This window comes from Aequorivita sp. CRS11 (assembly GCF_059693805.1).
On the sequence record NZ_JCATIG010000001.1, the window covers coordinates 139,709 to 156,397 of the forward strand.

13 protein-coding genes are annotated in these 16,689 nt (G+C 38.1%); 1 reads left to right on the forward strand and 12 read right to left on the reverse strand.

Translation table 11 applies throughout. The features are described 5' to 3' along the window. The first annotated feature begins 7 nt into the window (after window positions 1–7). Window positions 8–1,336 carry an ATP-binding protein gene (locus tag AC58DT_RS00615; RefSeq protein WP_497214813.1) on the forward strand — a complete coding sequence of 443 codons (1,329 nt, stop codon included), beginning with the start codon at window positions 8–10 and terminating at the stop codon, window positions 1,334–1,336. Between the two features lies 1 nt (window position 1,337). Here the strand turns inward: AC58DT_RS00615 and AC58DT_RS00620 are convergent, their stop codons facing one another. The 12 genes from AC58DT_RS00620 to AC58DT_RS00675 form a co-directional block, all read right to left on the reverse strand. Then, the gene (locus AC58DT_RS00620; protein WP_497214814.1) at window positions 1,338–2,480 is read right to left on the reverse strand and encodes a DUF2891 domain-containing protein; all 1,143 of its coding nucleotides are present in this window, start codon (window positions 2,478–2,480) and stop codon (window positions 1,338–1,340) included. A gap of 210 nt (window positions 2,481–2,690) precedes the next feature. After that, a complete protein-coding gene (locus AC58DT_RS00625) occupies window positions 2,691–5,558 on the reverse strand; it encodes a M16 family metallopeptidase (protein WP_497214815.1) in 2,868 nt (955 codons plus the stop codon). Between the two features lie 101 nt (window positions 5,559–5,659). Beyond that, window positions 5,660–7,201, reverse strand: coding sequence for a YifB family Mg chelatase-like AAA ATPase (locus AC58DT_RS00630; RefSeq protein WP_497214817.1), 1,542 nt, complete (start codon window positions 7,199–7,201; stop codon window positions 5,660–5,662). 85 nt (window positions 7,202–7,286) lie between these two features. Continuing rightward, window positions 7,287–8,855 carry a glucose-6-phosphate isomerase gene (gene pgi / locus AC58DT_RS00635; RefSeq protein WP_497214818.1) on the reverse strand — a complete coding sequence of 523 codons (1,569 nt, stop codon included), beginning with the start codon at window positions 8,853–8,855 and terminating at the stop codon, window positions 7,287–7,289. A gap of 27 nt (window positions 8,856–8,882) precedes the next feature. Next, a complete protein-coding gene (locus tag AC58DT_RS00640) occupies window positions 8,883–9,740 on the reverse strand; it encodes an N-acetylglucosamine kinase (RefSeq protein WP_497214819.1) in 858 nt (285 codons plus the stop codon). 3 nt (window positions 9,741–9,743) lie between these two features. Continuing rightward, on the reverse strand, window positions 9,744–10,742 hold the full coding sequence (gap, locus tag AC58DT_RS00645) for a type I glyceraldehyde-3-phosphate dehydrogenase (protein ID WP_497214820.1): 999 nt from the start codon (window positions 10,740–10,742) through the stop codon (window positions 9,744–9,746). A 22-nt stretch (window positions 10,743–10,764) separates the two neighbouring features. Further along, on the reverse strand, window positions 10,765–11,748 hold the full coding sequence (pfkA, locus tag AC58DT_RS00650; protein ID WP_497214821.1) for a 6-phosphofructokinase: 984 nt from the start codon (window positions 11,746–11,748) through the stop codon (window positions 10,765–10,767). A 240-nt stretch (window positions 11,749–11,988) separates the two neighbouring features. After that, complete coding sequence (tilS, locus tag AC58DT_RS00655; protein ID WP_497214822.1) at window positions 11,989–13,293, reverse strand: tRNA lysidine(34) synthetase TilS; 1,305 nt, start codon at window positions 13,291–13,293, stop codon at window positions 11,989–11,991. 12 nt (window positions 13,294–13,305) lie between these two features. After that, complete coding sequence (locus AC58DT_RS00660) at window positions 13,306–14,010, reverse strand: DUF3307 domain-containing protein (RefSeq protein ID WP_497214823.1); 705 nt, start codon at window positions 14,008–14,010, stop codon at window positions 13,306–13,308. Between the two features lie 6 nt (window positions 14,011–14,016). Further along, window positions 14,017–14,703, reverse strand: a complete 687-nt coding sequence (locus AC58DT_RS00665; protein ID WP_497214824.1) for a fumarate hydratase — start codon at window positions 14,701–14,703, stop codon at window positions 14,017–14,019. A 103-nt stretch (window positions 14,704–14,806) separates the two neighbouring features. After that, complete coding sequence (gene pabB, locus AC58DT_RS00670; protein ID WP_497214826.1) at window positions 14,807–16,108, reverse strand: aminodeoxychorismate synthase component I; 1,302 nt, start codon at window positions 16,106–16,108, stop codon at window positions 14,807–14,809. Next, window positions 16,108–16,650 carry an NADPH-dependent FMN reductase gene (locus tag AC58DT_RS00675; RefSeq protein WP_497214828.1) on the reverse strand — a complete coding sequence of 181 codons (543 nt, stop codon included), beginning with the start codon at window positions 16,648–16,650 and terminating at the stop codon, window positions 16,108–16,110. Before AC58DT_RS00675 ends, pabB begins: the two co-directional genes overlap by 1 nt. Window positions 16,651–16,689: the final 39 nt, after the last annotated feature.

Sequence of the window (16,689 nt, forward strand, 5' to 3'; positions counted from 1 at the left end):
TATACAGATGAAAAATGCATCCGAAATAGAACTAAATAAAATCTTTGCTTTTTTGGAAGCGGCCATCTCCTGGCGAATAAAAAATCACAGTGCAGATTTTGATATAGAAGCACCCACATTGGATTTAAAAAAACTGGGGAAATCAAAATTGGGCGAATTTTTAAAAGAAGAAAACATTTCACAGGCAGAAGCAGTCGTTCTTCTTTTGGCCCTCGCTCCTTCCATTTATCCGTCAATGTTGCTCGACGTGGTTTCAAAGGAATTCCCAAAGGGGATCGATTTTGTTGAGTTTGGCGGTGTAAAAGGGCAAAATCACCGCGGCATACTTCCCACGGGCGAAACCGTTCAATTTATTTTGGGAGGCTCCGATTTCACAAAAAGAATGGAGTGCATGGACTACTTTTCGGAAGCACATTTCTTCAACAAAAAAAATGTGCTATACCTCGAAAATGCACCTTCGGGAGAACCTATGATGAGCGGAAAATTGGTGCTTTTCCCAGAAATTATCCACAAGCTCACCACGGGAGAGGTGCCGCCACCAAAATTAAGCACCCAATTTCCGGCTGAAAAACTTGAAACCCAATTGGAGTGGGATGATTTGATTTTAAGTGAAAAAACCTTGCAACAAATAAAGGAGCTTGAAACGTGGTTGCAACACAATGACCATCTTTTCAAAAATTGGGGAATGGAGAAACGCTTGAAAGCAGGCTACCGAGTGCTTTTCCATGGACCAGCGGGTACGGGAAAAACACTGACCGCAAGCCTTTTGGGAAAATACACCCACATACCCGTTTATAGAATCGATCTTTCAACAGTGGTTTCAAAATACATAGGCGAGACCGAAAAAAACCTTTCAAACCTTTTCAACAAAGCCGCGCATAAAGACTGGATTTTGTTTTTTGATGAGGCCGATGCCATCTTCGGAAAACGAACAAATGTGCGAGATGCCCACGATAAATATGCAAACCAAGAGGTTAGCTATTTACTGCAGCGCGTGGAATCGCATCCCGGATTGATTATTTTGGCTTCCAATTTTCGGGATAATATTGACGAAGCTTTTACGCGAAGGTTTCAATCCATTATCGCTTTCGAAATGCCCGGCGCAAAGGAACGGGCTATTATTTGGAAAACAAACCTTCCCGAAAAGCTGAAAATTTCGAAAGAAATTGATTGGGAAGAAATTTCAAAAAAATACGAACTCACTGGCTCCAATATTTTAAACATCATCCAATTTTGCTGCCTGCAGGTTTTAAGTGAAAAATCTGAAACACTTTCACTTAAAATTTTACAACAGGGAATTAGACGTGAGTTTTTAAAGGAAAACCGCACACATTAGCCTATTTTCCGTGTAGCGTATTTAATGCATAAATAGCGAAACTGCCCAGCCAGTGGCCGCCTTCGTAACTATCACCCACTAAGTTTGGATAGGAATACGCCACGTGTTCATTGGCCAAATTTTCAAGATGTTTGTATTTCGGGTACCGTTTTGCCAAACCATAAAAAACCCAAGCCCTACTAAAGTTCAGGCCGTCCAAATGCACTAATTTGCCATCAGTACGGTCGCTTACCTCCCCTACTTTTAAATGATAGTTTTTATCAGCAAGTTGAGGCATAAATTTGTCCAACCATTTTATAAACTCTTCCCCATCGGAATATTTTGCCTTTGGTGATAGTACGCGGCGCATGATGTCAATTTCTTCCAAACAAGGCGAAAGAAAATCATAGCCGCTGGGTTCCCAATTAATAGGACAGTTTTCATCATTCATATAAAAATCTCGGGCGCGCTTTTCAATTAATTGTTTTAATTCCAAATCGCCCATCGTTTCAGCGTAGTCATAAGCGAAAGTCAATCCAAAGGCTGTATTGGTATGCTCGCCCACTCGGATTGGGTAATTCAGTTTTGGAAGAAATTCTTTGTAACGAAGCACAATAATATCTGCCAATGGTTTCAGGTTTTGTTCCAAATCCTTCGCCATTGGGTCGTCCCACTTGTGTAATTCTTCGGAAAGTTTTAGGAGCCAAGCCCAACCGTAGGTTCTTTCAAAGGATTTATTGATGGGTTTTTCAAAAAAGGCAAGCTCGGTCGCCACATTTTCGGCCGTGATTTTTTCTTTCAGCAATTTTCTGACTTCTTCTGCCTTTTCCATTTCTGGAAATTGTTTCAGTAATGTAACCATAGACCAATAGCCATGGACGGCGCTGTGCCAGTCAAAACATCCGTAAAAGATAGGATGTACAGCAATCGGTTCCACCAAATCTGCTTTACTTTCCAAAGTTTCGCCCGGCTTATAAGGATATTTTGTGCCTACGCAATGCAGTGGAAGCTCAATAAGTTTATTGGCTTCAGCTAATGTAAAGGTTGGTTCGGGAAACGTTTGTATGTAAGTTTCCTCCTTTTTGGAAATCTCTGTGTTTTCTTTTTTGTCTTTACAACCAAATAGAAAAATTCCGAAGAAAAAAATAAGGCAGTAGTTTTTCATCTTTATAAAATATTTGATAAAGTGGAAGACCTGCCTTGCAGGCAGGCAGGTGGAATGACCCAATTATCCATCTTAGGTGGAATTGCAATTTTTAAAGGGCATTTCATAAAAGTGAAGAATTTAGATAAAGATAAAAAAATAAAAAACCACAAATTCACAAATAAATTTTGATTCGTGAATTCGTGGCAAATAAATTTCTAATACTAACTATTACATTTTCACATCCTCAAGTTTCACTTCCTCTCCATTTTTGTCGAGAAGCTTCACTTCGTCAAAGCCCATATCCTTAAACTGCGCAAACTGCGTGGCAGCATCACCAACCACCAAATAAGCCATTTTGGAAGCGTCCAAATATTTATTGGCCAATTCCTTATGTTGCTCTAATGTCATATTTTTCACAACGGCTTCTTCCTTTTCAATGTAATTTGCCGGAAGGTTGTATTCGTTGATTTCCTGCAACATTCCCAAAAGTGAACCCTGTGTCTCAAAACGACGGGCGTTTGATTTTATGAGCGCATTCTTCGTAAATTCAAGATCTTCGGGAGAAATGCCTTCTTTGTATTTTGAAATTTCATCCCTAAAAATTTGAACGGACTCTCCTGTGGTGTTGGTTCTAACGCTTGATGAGGCTGTAAATGTCCCTGGAATTTTACTTCCGCTGAAATTGGTTCGGGCGCCATAGGTATATCCTTTTTCCTCACGCAGAATTAAATTTACGTTTCCTGAAAAGGAACCGCCCAGCTTATAGTTCATTACTTCCGCAGGATAAAAGTCATTATCTGTTTTCGGCAAAGCTATATAGCCTACGTTTATAACAGATTGCTTGGCATTCGGGATATCTACAAAGTAAAGGGAAGCCTTATCCCGATTATTGGCAACTGGATATTCAGGAATAGCAACCTCCTTTGCAGCCCAACGCTCTTCTAAACCTTTCAAATCTTTCAAAACCGCGTCTTTGTCAATTTTTCCAACTACTTGGAATGAACTGATGGAAGGCGAAAAATTCTTGTTGTAATATTCCTTTAAATCGTTCATGGTTATTGACTTCACAGATTCCACCGTACCCATTGTTGGGTAACTAAAAATATGGTCATCCCCATAAAGAATTTTATTGTAAACACGATTTGCAACTACATTTGGATTTGCATCCGAACGTTCAATTTGATTTATAGTTTTGGTTTTAATACGTCCCAATTCCTCTTCGTCCCAACGAGGTTCCAAAAGGATTTCGGTTACCAAATCCATTGTTTTATCGAAATTACGCGTCAAGGTATTGCCTCTAATTACGATAGATTCATCCGTAGTGTACATATTAATGCTTGCACCCAAAAGATCAATGGCTTCCTCCAATTCCTCTGGGGTTTTGTTTGCGGTACCTTCCATCAAAATATCGCTCATTAGGTTGGCCACACCGTTCTTTTGCATATCGTCGAGTAAATGCCCTCCTTCAATCACCAAACTGAAGTTCACGGTTGGAATTTCGTTCTGTTCAATTCCAGAAACTTTCAATCCATTCTCAAGATTTGCATTCCAAACTTCGGGAATTGACAATTCAGGAGCTGTACCTTGTACAGGTGGTTTTGAACGGTCAAAGTTAGAGGGGGTTTTTGCTATTTTCGTATTAGTTTCTTCAATTGTTTTGGCAACGTTTTCCTTAATTTCCTCTTCAACTACTTTGGCTTTTTCTGAATTTTCTGCAATCAATTCAAGTTGTCCTTTCGGAACGAAACTGGTCATCACGTAAGGTTTATCTTTTATATATTTATTGTAAACTCGCAATACATCTTCCTTTGTAACTTTTTTGATGTTTTCTATGTCTTGAGTGATGAATCCTGGATCACCAGTGAATACGTTATATTGCGCTAATTGAAATGATTTTCCCAACACGCTACTAATTCCGTTGTAGAATTGGGTCTCCAATCCTGCTTTAATCCTTTCAATGTCGCGGTCGGTAACACCTTCTTTTTCAAAAAGCGCAAAGGCTTCGTTAATTCCGCTTTCTATGGAATCTAGGTCAACACCATTGTTTGCCGTAATTGAAATTTGAAAGTCTCCAGCCAATTCATTTGAACTATTGTATGCAGTTGTTCTCGCTGTTAAATCTTTTTCTTTCACCAAGACTTTATATAATGGCGCCTTCTTTCCCTGGGAAAGTATTTCGCCCAAAAAGTCTAAAGCGTAAGCATCTTCAGTATATTGTTCCAAAGTGGGCCAAACCATATTCAGTTGTGGCGCGGTTGCAAAATTATCTTCATGATAAAGCCTTTTGGTTTCTGAAAGTGTTACTGATTGTGGCTTTAGCGGCTCTACCTCTTGGCGTCTTTTAATTTCACCAAAATATTTTTCAATCATTTTTTTGGCTTCGGCAGTATCAAAATCACCTGCTAAAACCAGAGTTGCATTGTTTGGTCCGTAAAAGCGATCGTAAAATTCCTTTACGTCTTCCACGGTTGCATTTTGAAGATCTTCCAATTCTCCAATTACCTGCCAATTATATGGATGCCCTTCAGGATATAAGTTTTTGTCTATCACCCAACTTGTGTGTCCATAAGGATTGTTGTCAACTCGTTGACGTTTTTCGTTTTGAACTACTTCTTGCTGGTTGTAAAAAGCAGATTCGGTTACTGTGTTTATTAAAAAACCCATGCGGTCGCTTTCCAGCCACATCACGGTTTCCATTGCGTTTTTTGGAACTATTTCATAATAAATTGTTCCGTCTTTCCAGGTTCCGCCGTTAAGCGTACCCCCAGCGTCCTGAATTGTTTTAAAAAATTGATCCTGTGGTACATTTTCAGATTCCTGAAAAAGCATATGCTCAAATAAGTGAGCAAAGCCGGTACGACCTGTTTTTTCTCGATTGGACCCTACGCCATATTGAATGGCAAGCGAAACAATCGGGTCGCTTTTGTCTTGGTGAAGAATTACATCAAGACCGTTTTCGAGTTCGTACTTTTCAAATTCTACTGAAAGTTTGGCATTATCTTCAGTTGTTATTTCCTGTTTTGTTTTACAGGAAAAGACAATCAACGTTGTTAAAGCCGTTGCTAAAACACTGATTTTAAACGTGTTTTTAAACATAATGAATTAATTTTAGGAAAGTTTTAAAGATACTATGAGAAGCTAGTTTTACTCTTAAAAAAAAGTTAAAACAAACCTTTAAATTATGAGCAAACAACAACTTACCCAAACCACCCATCCCGGTCCAAACTTCTATATTGAATGGCTTCAGATATATGGTTGCCGTTTATTGTTTCGGTAGCTTCCAAATCGGCAATGGTGCGTGCTACTTTTAAAATCCGGTCATACGCACGTGCGGAAAGATTTAAACGCTCCATAGCTGTTTTTAAGAGTTGCAACGAAGCTTCGTCAAGTTTGCAAAATTGCCGAATTTGCTTCACCCCCATTTGTGCGTTGTAGTGTACCTTTTCAAATTCCAAAAAGCGGTCCGATTGTATTTTTCGGGCATTTGTAACCCGCTCCCGAATAACAATGCTGGATTCGCCCCGGCGTTCGTCACTTAGTTTTTCAAACGGAACTGGGGTTACTTCTATGTGAATGTCTATCCTGTCCAAAAGTGGTCCCGAAATTTTGCTCAAATAACGTTGCATTTCCGCAGGTGAAGACATTACCGGTGCATCGGGATCGTTAAAATAGCCGCCGGGACTTGGATTCATACTCGCTACGAGCATAAAACTGGACGGATAAGTTACTGTAAACTTTGCACGAGAAATGGTTACGTCGCGATCTTCTAAAGGCTGTCGCATCACTTCCAAAACACCACGTTTAAATTCAGGAAGTTCATCCAAAAACAACACGCCGTTGTGAGCCAAGCTTATCTCGCCTGGTTGTGGGTATTGTCCGCCACCAACTAGGGCAACATCTGAAATTGTATGATGCGGACTGCGGAAAGGACGCGAAGTCATAATGCCCCCTTTTTCCATTGTACGACCCGCAACGCTATGTATTTTAGTAGTTTCAAGACTTTCCTGTAAAGTCATCGGTGGCAAAATACTGGGCAAACGTTTGGCAAGCATAGTTTTTCCCGAACCCGGTGGCCCAATCAAAATAATGTTGTGACCACCCGCTGCTGCTATTTCCATGCAACGTTTAATGGATTCCTGTCCTTTTACGTCGGCGAAGTCAAATTCGGGATGTTCCAAATGCTCGTAGAATTCGGCTTCCATATCTACTTCGGTCTTTTCGAGTGGAATGTTTTTGTTGAAAAAACCGATCACTTCCTTTATATTTTCAATTCCGTAAACTTCAATACCTTCAACGATTGCTGCTTCCTTTGCGTTTTGCTTCGGAAGAATAAAGCCTTTAAAACCTTCTTCCTTTGCTTTCAGTGCAATTGGCAACGCGCCTCTAATGGGTTGCAGGTTTCCATCCAAAGACAATTCGCCCATAATAATATATTCCGAAAGTGGATTTCGCTCTTCAATTTGTTCCGTGGCAACGAGGATCCCCATCGCCAAAGTAAGATCGTAGGCAGAGCCTTCCTTCCGAAGATCTGCAGGCGACATATTGAGAATCAATTTCTTTCCGGGAATTTTGTAACCGTTGTTCTGTAAAGCGGCAGCAATACGAAAATTGCTTTCACGTATAGCGTTATCGGGAAGGCCAACTAAATGATACCCTATTCCATTATCAACATTTACTTCAACAGTAATGGTTGTAGCCTCAACGCCAAATACGGCGCTTCCATAAACTTTTGTAAGCATAATTCTGTAAGTATAAACGGGGAGTTTATAACTGAAAGATATAAAAAATGTGGGAAGTTTGAAATGTGAAGTGCGAAGTTTGTAGCTATTTTTTAAAAAAAAATTCCATCAAATTAGCTGTTGAACGATTTTCTATCGCTAAGAGATTTCTATGTTCAATAGCTTTTAGAGTCCCTTTTGCAACGGTTTTACCCAGTTCCACACCCCATTGATCGAAACTGAAAATATTCCAAATAATGCCTTGAACGAAGAGTTTGTGTTCGTAAAGTGCAATAAGGCTTCCTAGGTTTTTGGGCGACAATTTTTTTATTAGAATAGTATTGGTGGGTTTGTATCCTTCAAAGGATTTAAAAGAATTTTCAACATGCTTATGATGCGTTCCTTCCCAAAGTGCTTCAGTTTGTGCGAAAAAGTTAGCCATTAAAATACTGTGGTTTTCAATATTTCCGTGAAGTGATTCGCTAAAACCTATAAAATCAGTTGGAATCAATTTTGTGCCTTGGTGCAAAAGTTGAAAATAAGCGTGCTGCGAATTACTGCCCACATTGCCCCAAACTATCGTCCCCGTTTGGTAATCTATTTTTTTGCCATTTCGGTCCACACTTTTACCGTTACTCTCCATTATCGCCTGTTGCAGGTATGGAACTAGTTTGTGTAGATATTGTGAATATGCAACTACCGCCTCACTTTCCGCTTTAAAAAAATTATTGTACCAAATTGAAAGTAAAGCAAGTATCACGGGAATATTTTTGGCAAAATCTTCATTTTTAAAATGGTTGTCCATTTCGAAAGCACCTTTCAGCAATGCTTCAAAATTCTTAAAACCAATAGCACAGCAAATGGAAAGTCCCACGGAACTCCAAAGTGAAAATCTGCCACCAACCCAATCCTGCATCGGGAAAATGTTTTCTTTGGAAATCCCAAAGTCTTCTGCGCCATCCACATTTGCCGAAACAGCTACAAAATGTTTTTGAATGGCTTCATTCTTTCCTTTTTTCAGAAACCAATCTTTCACTAACATAGCATTTGCAATGGTTTCTTGGGTAGTAAAGCTTTTTGAAACAATTATAAAAAGTGTTGTTTCAGGGTTTAAACCATTGAGTATTTCAGCTATTCCATCGCCATCAATATTTGCAATGAAATGAATCTTTAAATGGTTTCTGTAAAACTGAAGTGCTTCCGTAACCATTTCCGGACCCAAATGACTTCCGCCTATACCGATGTTTACAACGTCAGTAATCGCTTTTCCTGTAAAACCTTTGTGTGAACCATTTATTATTTCTTCGGAAAAACTTTCCATTTTTTGAAGTGTCGTTTTCACTTCCGGTTTCAGGTTTTCAAAATCGCGCAGTGCTGTATGCAATGCAGCTCGGTCTTCGGTCTCATTTATTTTCTCACCTGAAAATTGTTGTTTGATGGCATCATTCAACTTTACTTCCACAGCAAGTTTTAATAAAAGAGAAAGGGTTTCATCGGTAATTCTGTTTTTTGAATAATCTATATAGAAATCCTGCCATGTAATCTTAAACTGATTTGCTCGATTGGCATCCTTTTCAAAAACATCTTGCATTTCCAACTCTTTCATTTCTTGAAAATGGGTTTCAAGTGCCTTCCAAGCCTCGGTTTCTGTAGGATTTATTTTGGGTAAAGACATTCTGATTTACGATTGACGATTTTAGATTTATGAGTTATGAATTTTGCTTTTATAATAATCTATTAGCCCATCTATTGGGCGTTGAACGATATTTCCAAGCTTAAGATTGTGTCCTGCAAAACATTCTTTTATAATTTCTTCTGAAAAATGTGCAATGGAGCCAATAAAATGAACTGGAACTTCGTGCGCTTTTTCATAACAAAGAATGCGGCATTCAATAAAATTTGAAATGCCTTCTTTTATCAGCGCGTAAAAGTATGGGTTTATTTCTTTCTGCGTAAAAATGAATTGGGCAAAAGACGCTAAATATGCATTGGGATTTGGCTTTTTGTAGAGATTCATTTTTATAACGTCTGCCTCCAAATTGAATTTTTTCTCAAATTCATCAGCAATTTCTGTAGGCATTCTATGGTAATAAAAATCGCGGATCAATCTTTTTCCGAAGTAATTTCCACTCGCTTCGTCCATCAAAATATAGCCCAAAGCTGGGATTGGCGCGTGAATTTCGGTGCCGTCAAAATAACAACTATTACTGCCCGTACCCAAAATGCAAACAATTCCTGGTTTGGTGGTTACGGCAAAAACCGCGGCTTCCATATCTTCGGAAACGTTGACTTTCGCTTTTATAAATAGTGCCTCCAAAACTTCCTTTAAAATACTTCGCGGCGTTGCGGTACCGCAGCCTGCTCCATAAAAATCTAGAATTTCAACACTATTGAAAACACTTTTTAAATCTTCATTTGAGGCAATGCGAAGCAACAATTCCTCTTTTAGAACCACCGTAGGATTAAGACCTGAAGTAGCTGTTTTAAAGACAAGCTCGCCAGAATTATCCAACAATACCCAATCACATTTTGTAGAACCGCCGTCGGTTATTAGGGTCATAATTTATAAAGTTGCAACGTGAGCGGCCAAATCTACCAGTTTTGCGGAGTAGCCGTATTCGTTATCGTACCAAGCCACTAACTTAAAGAAATTATCATTAAGCGCAATGCCGGCGTTGGCATCAAAAGTACAAATATGCGGGTCTGAAACGAAATCCTGCGAAACCACTTCGGCTTCGGTGTAGTTTACGATTCCTTTATATTCGTTTTCTGAAGCTTTTTTGAATAGTGCTTTTATTTCTTCATAGGACGCGGGTTTTTCAGTGCGAACCGTTAAATCAACCACCGAAACATCTGTGGTTGGTACGCGAAAAGCCATACCTGTAAGTTTGCCCTTCAACTCTGGTATTACTTTGGTTACCGCAACAGCAGCGCCTGTAGTTGTTGGAATAATATTGCTCAAAGCACTTCTTCCCATACGGTAGTTCTTCTTTGATGGTTGGTCAACCGTTGATTGAGAGGCCGTTACGGAATGGACCGTCGTCATTAATGCTTCAACTATTCCGTATTCGTCATTTATTATTTTTGCCATCGGAGCAAGACAGTTCGTGGTACACGAGGCGTTTGAAACAATCGTATCAGAAAATTTTACATCTTTATGGTTGACGCCCATCACAAACATAGGTGCCGTTTTTGAAGGTGCGGAAATAATCACTTTTTTGGCACCAGCTTTTAAATGTGCCGAAGCCGAATCTACTTCTTTAAAAATCCCGGTACAATCGATAATAATTTCGGCATCTACATTGTCCCATTTTAAGTCTTCGGGATTTTTTTCTGAAGTAACCCTTATTTTGTTGCCATCTACTATTAAGTTTCCTTTTTTTACTTCAATAGTTCCGGGATATTTGCCGTGAACGGAATCATATTCCAATAAATAGGCCAAGTGATCTACTTCCAATAAATCGTTTACCGCTACTATTTCTATATCATTTCTTTGTGATGCTATTCTGAAGGCTAGACGCCCAATTCGGCCAAAGCCGTTAATTCCTATTTTCGTTTTCATTTAATATTTTTATTTTTTATTGTTAAATTGAAATGATGTCTGCCACGCGAATCAAATCTTCATCTATTTCATTACTTCCCTTTATTGCTTCTGAAAAAGGAACAGAAATTACTTTATTGTGAACTATACCAATCATCACATTAGTTTCACCGCGCAAAAGTGCATCAATAGCACCAACGCCCAAACGGCTTGCGAGCACACGATCATAACAACTCGGGGAGCCGCCCCGTTGTATATGGCCAAGTACGGTAACCCTAACTTCATATTCCTTTAAATTTTCTTCGATATATTGGGCAAGGCCAAAAATGTTTTTACCAATTTGGTCTCCCTCGGAAACCACAACGATACTTGAGGTTTTTCCAGATTTTTTACTTCGACTCAACGATTCCAGTAAACGTTCTCGTCCCATATTCTGTTCGGGAATAAGGATTTCTTCAGCTCCTGCTCCGATTCCAGCGTTCAAAGCAATATCACCAGCATCGCGACCCATTACTTCAACAAGAAAAAGACGATTATGTGAATTTGCAGTATCCCGAATTTTATCAATCGCTTCCACCACAGTATTTAAAGCAGTATCGTACCCGATGGTGTAATCTGTTCCATTGATGTCATTATCTATTGTTCCCGGTAGGCCAACTATAGGAAAGTTAAATTCCTTAATAAAAATGGAAGCTCCCGCAAAAGTACCATCGCCACCAATAACGACCAAGGCATCTATATTTTCGTTTTGAAGATTATTGATAGCTTTTTTTCTACCTTCTTCAGTTCTAAATTCCTTTGAACGGGCAGATTTCAAAAAAGTACCGCCACGATTGATGATGTTTTTTACAGACCGCGCATTCAATTCTTTAAAATCACCTTCAATCAAACCTTGCAAACCACGATAAATGCCCACGCATTCAACGTTATGATAGGCACATGCCCTAACCACTGCCCGAATGGCGGCGTTCATTCCCGGGGCATCACCCCCACTGGTTAGAACCCCTATTTTTTTTGGTATATTCATAAATGGAAAGTTACTATTATTGTTTACAATTCAAAATGATTTTAATCACAAAAAAATACGTGTAAGTACGTATTGTGGAAATTTATTTCCTACCCTATATTTGAATCATAGAATTAGTGGATAATGCACAAAGCAATATTTTTTGTGGGGATAGAAAATATTCTTAGTGCACTTTAAAGTTTACTAAGTTAGGTTTGTTAAAGAATCCCGGCCTTTGGTCGGGATTCTTGTTTTACTGTATTATGCTTTCCAAGTAATTTTCAAAATTTTCTTTGAATCTTTAGTTACTTTGAAACGGTCATCCATACGATGCCCAATTACCCAAACTATTTTTTCGTCACTTAAAAGCAGCCAGACTTTTTCCTTTTCGTTTAAAGGGATTTTTTCGTCTTTGAAAAATTTGCTCAATTTCTTTTTTCCTTTCATTCCAAAAGGTTGAAAACTATCACCGCTTTTCCATTTTCTAAGCCTTAAAGGGAAATTTAGCTTTTCAGAAGCAACATATATTAAGTTTTTCTCGGTTTCGCCAATGTATTTTGATGTTTCAATTCTTAAATTTATCGGAGAATTTATTTCTTCCTCCAAAACTAAAAATTCTTTATTATTATTTCCGAAATCAATTTCGGTAAGCACCAATTCTTCACGGTTTTTTATAAGTCGGTGCGATTTTGAAAAAAGCTGTTTCCCCGTTTGTGCATCTAGTAAATTTGAAACATCTTCCCATTCCGTAAAGCCGAAGCCGTTTAGCAATTCATAAAGCAAAGCGTCTGTATGCGGCAGTTCCTTAATTTTTTGAATATTGATTTTATATGAATTTACAGCTTCGGTAACAACCAGATTGTAAACCAAAGCCATATAATCTTCTATAAGATTTTGTGAAGCTTGCAGGTTTTGCTGTGCTCTTTGAAAGTTTTTTAGAACCGATTCATTGATGTTCTTGAATTGGGACAAAACTTCCAAACGCAATTGATTTCGAAGATAATCAGTCTTTAGATTGCTACTGTCTTCGCGCCATTTTAAATTATTCTTTTCAGCATACTGCAGGATTTCATCTCGTGAAAAACCTAAAAGCGGTCTAATGATTTTATTATTCTGCCTTGGAATTCCTGTAAGTCCATTCAGCCCCGTTCCCCTCGAAAGATTGATAAAAAAAGTTTCCAGATCGTCATCCAAATGATGGGCTGTTAAAAGAAAATCGTATTTAAAATCCTTTAAAATTTCGGCAAACCAAGCATAGCGCAGATCGCGTGCCGCCATTTGGGTGGAAATTTTGTGTTCTTCAGCAATTTTTTTTGTGTCAAAAGTTTCAGCAAATACTGGAATGTCCATGCTTTTTGCCAAACCGATCACAAACATCTCATCGCCATCGCTTTCCTTTCCACGTAATGAAAAATTGCAATGCGCCAAAGCAATCTCAAAGTCCAATTCTTTCATCAAATATGTCAAAACTACACTGTCAAGCCCACCGCTACAGGCTATGAGGATTTTTTTTTCTTCTAAAAAAGAAAATTGGGTTTCAATATTTTTTCTAAAACGATTTAGCAATCTGAATATAATTTAAAAGAAATTAATTATTATTCCAGCAATAACAGCTATTCCGAAGCTTAGCATTGTTCCAATAAGCACATATTCCGTCTTTAGGGTTTCGTTATTTCCATAACGGAGAATGGATTTTGCAGCAATCAAAAATCCAACCGCTGAATATTGTGAAACTATGATGAAAGTGAGGGTTAAAATACGTTCTAAAACGCCAATTACCTTTCCGGCATTGGGCATTTCATTGTCGCTGGAAACTTGTATTTCGGTAGCTTTAAAAACCTCTCTTATAAAAATGTTTGCAGGTTTTAAGCATACTAAGTATCCTGTAATTATGAGTAAATATTTAAAATTTATTGAAAAATCAAATGGAGGGTTGATACCGTGCCATTTATCAAATAAGACAACTACTAAGGTAAGAATTGCCAAATGGGTAGCCTGGTCTATAAAAAAAGCATATCGTCCAAAATGCCTACTATTGTTGAGATGGCGTTTAAAACCATCTATTAAAAAGTGGGTTATTGCAATTATTCCGGCGGCCAATGCGAAACTTAGCTGCAACGAAAATAACCAGGCCAATAAAAAGCACGCTAAACCGTGCCAATATAAAAAGGAACTTTTAAACCCGATTGTGTTTTTCTGTTTTGCCAATTTATCAGTTTGGAAAAAGTAATCCAAACACAGATGTGCAATAAATTGGAGTAGCAATAATTCCTTTAGTTCCATAAACTTCTATTTTGAAATCACCATTTTAAAATAGTTTACCGCTTCATCAATGGCGTTCCAGCCTACGCTGGTAGAGTGCTGGTTTACGGCAGATTGCCCTATGCCAAGACGCTTGGCTATTTCATCTTCTTGATTGTTCATTAATTTAAAATACAAAACTTCACATTGCCGTGAGGTTGCTTTGCTCAAAAGAACATCCAGCAAGGCAAGTAAAGGTTGGAAATTTTTATTTAAATTTTCGTTTTTAGACGCAAAAAACAAGGTGTTTTTTATAACAATGCGTTCTTTATTGTAAGTTGTTTCGCCACTTATTTCGCGACCCGATAGGTAAATGGCCTCACCATCTATAACGCCTTCTTCGGGTTTGTAACGGCTCAGTTCGCCATAACCAATAGCAAGTCTTATTCCGTGGGTTTTGAATTGTTTTATCCTGTTGTCTTCACTTGTGTAAGCCTTCATTTTAATGGGAATTGCCTTTACAAAGCTTTTTATGGCCAAGGCCACTTGCAGTCCTTCTGGGGCATTCGGAACCACACACTCCAAATAATCGCCTTTTATAATGCGGCCATACACATTAAATTCCTCCTTCAAGCTTTGGAGCAAGATGTTTAAATTTTCTTCCACAAATTTGCGGTCTTGGGTATGCAAACCTGTTGATGAAACAATATCGCCAGATATTACCGAATAGTTCATTTTATTAGAATTTATTCAAATATACAAGTTTATTAGCTTAAACACTAATAAATATACTTTATAAGTATAAAAGCTAATAAACAGCCTTTATAAGCTTTAGAACTCATAAAGGACTATTCAAAACTTCACGCATAGCCTTTGCTTTCAACAAACATTCTTCGTATTCTCTCTCGGGGACGGAATTTATAGTAATGGCACCACCAACGGAAAAACTTACATATTTAGTAGAAGAATTATAGAGAATACTTCTAATGACAACATTAAAATCAAAATCTCCCGAAGGAGAAAAATAGCCGATAGCACCGCTGTATAAGCCACGTTTGGCGTCTTCTGTTTCTTCAATAATTTGCATTGCAGAAATTTTTGGCGCACCCGTCATGCTGCCCATTGGAAAGGTATTTCTTAAAATCTCAACGCTGGACGTAATTTGAGCCACGCTACAAGTGACCGTGGAAATCATTTGGTGCACTTGTTCAAAAGTATAAATAGTGCAAAGTTCCTCAACGGAAACACTCCCTTTTTCAGCAATACGGGAAAGGTCGTTGCGAACCAAATCTGTAATCATTATATTTTCACTGCGTTCTTTGGGGTCTTTAGCCAATTGTTGCGCCATTTTTAAATCGTCCTTTTTATTTTTTAAACGCTTTGCAGTTCCTTTTATGGGCTGGGATACAACAGTGGTTCCCGTTCTTTTTAAATAGCGCTCGGGCGAAGCTGAAAGCGCAAAAATATCGTTCAGCTTTAAAAAAACCGAAAAGGGAGGTTTTGAAATTCTATTAAGCTGAATAAACGCTTCCAACGGATTGATTTCAGTATCTTCGGAATAAAATTCCTGACATATGTTCACTTCATATATATCTCCCCGTTTTATGTGTTCAAGCACCTCTTCCACTTTCTGAAAGTAGCTGTCTTTAGAGGTCCGGATGTTTATTTTTGTATTTTGCTTTGGGGCAGATTCTTTGGGGTGCTGATTAATTTTAGAAATGGTTTGGAAATCATTATCCATTTCATCGGCAACCATATTCAAATAATGCAATTCAACATTATCTTCGGAAAAAAGAAAGATTTTTTTTGGTTGAAAAAAATAAAGGTCGGGAAAACCTAAACCATCAAAATTATTGGAATCCAGCTTTTCCACATCGTTTTTAAGATCATAAGTAAGATATCCAAAAATCCAGTCTGCCGTAGTGGTTTGGTAATCCTTTAATTTATCAAAAGCATTATAGGCATCAGTTTTTATGGAGGTAAAAGCATCGACTGCCAGAATTGCCTGATAGGTTTGATGTTTTTGTGAATAATTGTTGCTGTCCATCCAAACAACGTCATCAAACTGTTGCGCCCATTGGAGCAGTTGAGTTTTAGAATATTCAGTTAAAGAAAAGGGATATTTCTTTACGGTGCGCATTATTGTTCAATTTGATGCACGAAATTTTGAAGAACATCCGTAAAACCCAGTAATAAAACTTCGTTGGAAATAGAATTGGTTTCTTCCGAAAAGTTTTCCGAATACGAAGGAAAACTAAAGCTTTCAATAATGGTTGCTCCAAATCTGGGAAGTACATTTTTTGTGTATTCCAAAGCAGAAGCAGCGCCGCGTTTTCCGTTGGAAGTACTCATCAACAAAACCTTTTTATCCTTTAGGAAATTTCGATCCAAACGTGAAAGCCAATCAATTGTATTTTTAAAATATGCCGAAACAGTACTGTTATGCTCGTTAACGGAAATAACCAGCGCATCGGCTTCTTTGATTTTATTATACAGCATTCTTAATTCCACAGAATAGCCTTTTTCGTTCTCTAGATCCTCACCAAACATGGGGAGTTTATAATCTGTTAATATAATTACTTCAACCTTATGTACCGCAACTTGCGTGGCGGCAAAACTGACGAGTTTATGGTTAATGGATTTACTACTGTTACTTCCGGCAAAGAATAAAATTTTTTTCATCTGCCAAAGTTATTGAAAAGTGGGATGTAAAAAAACCCG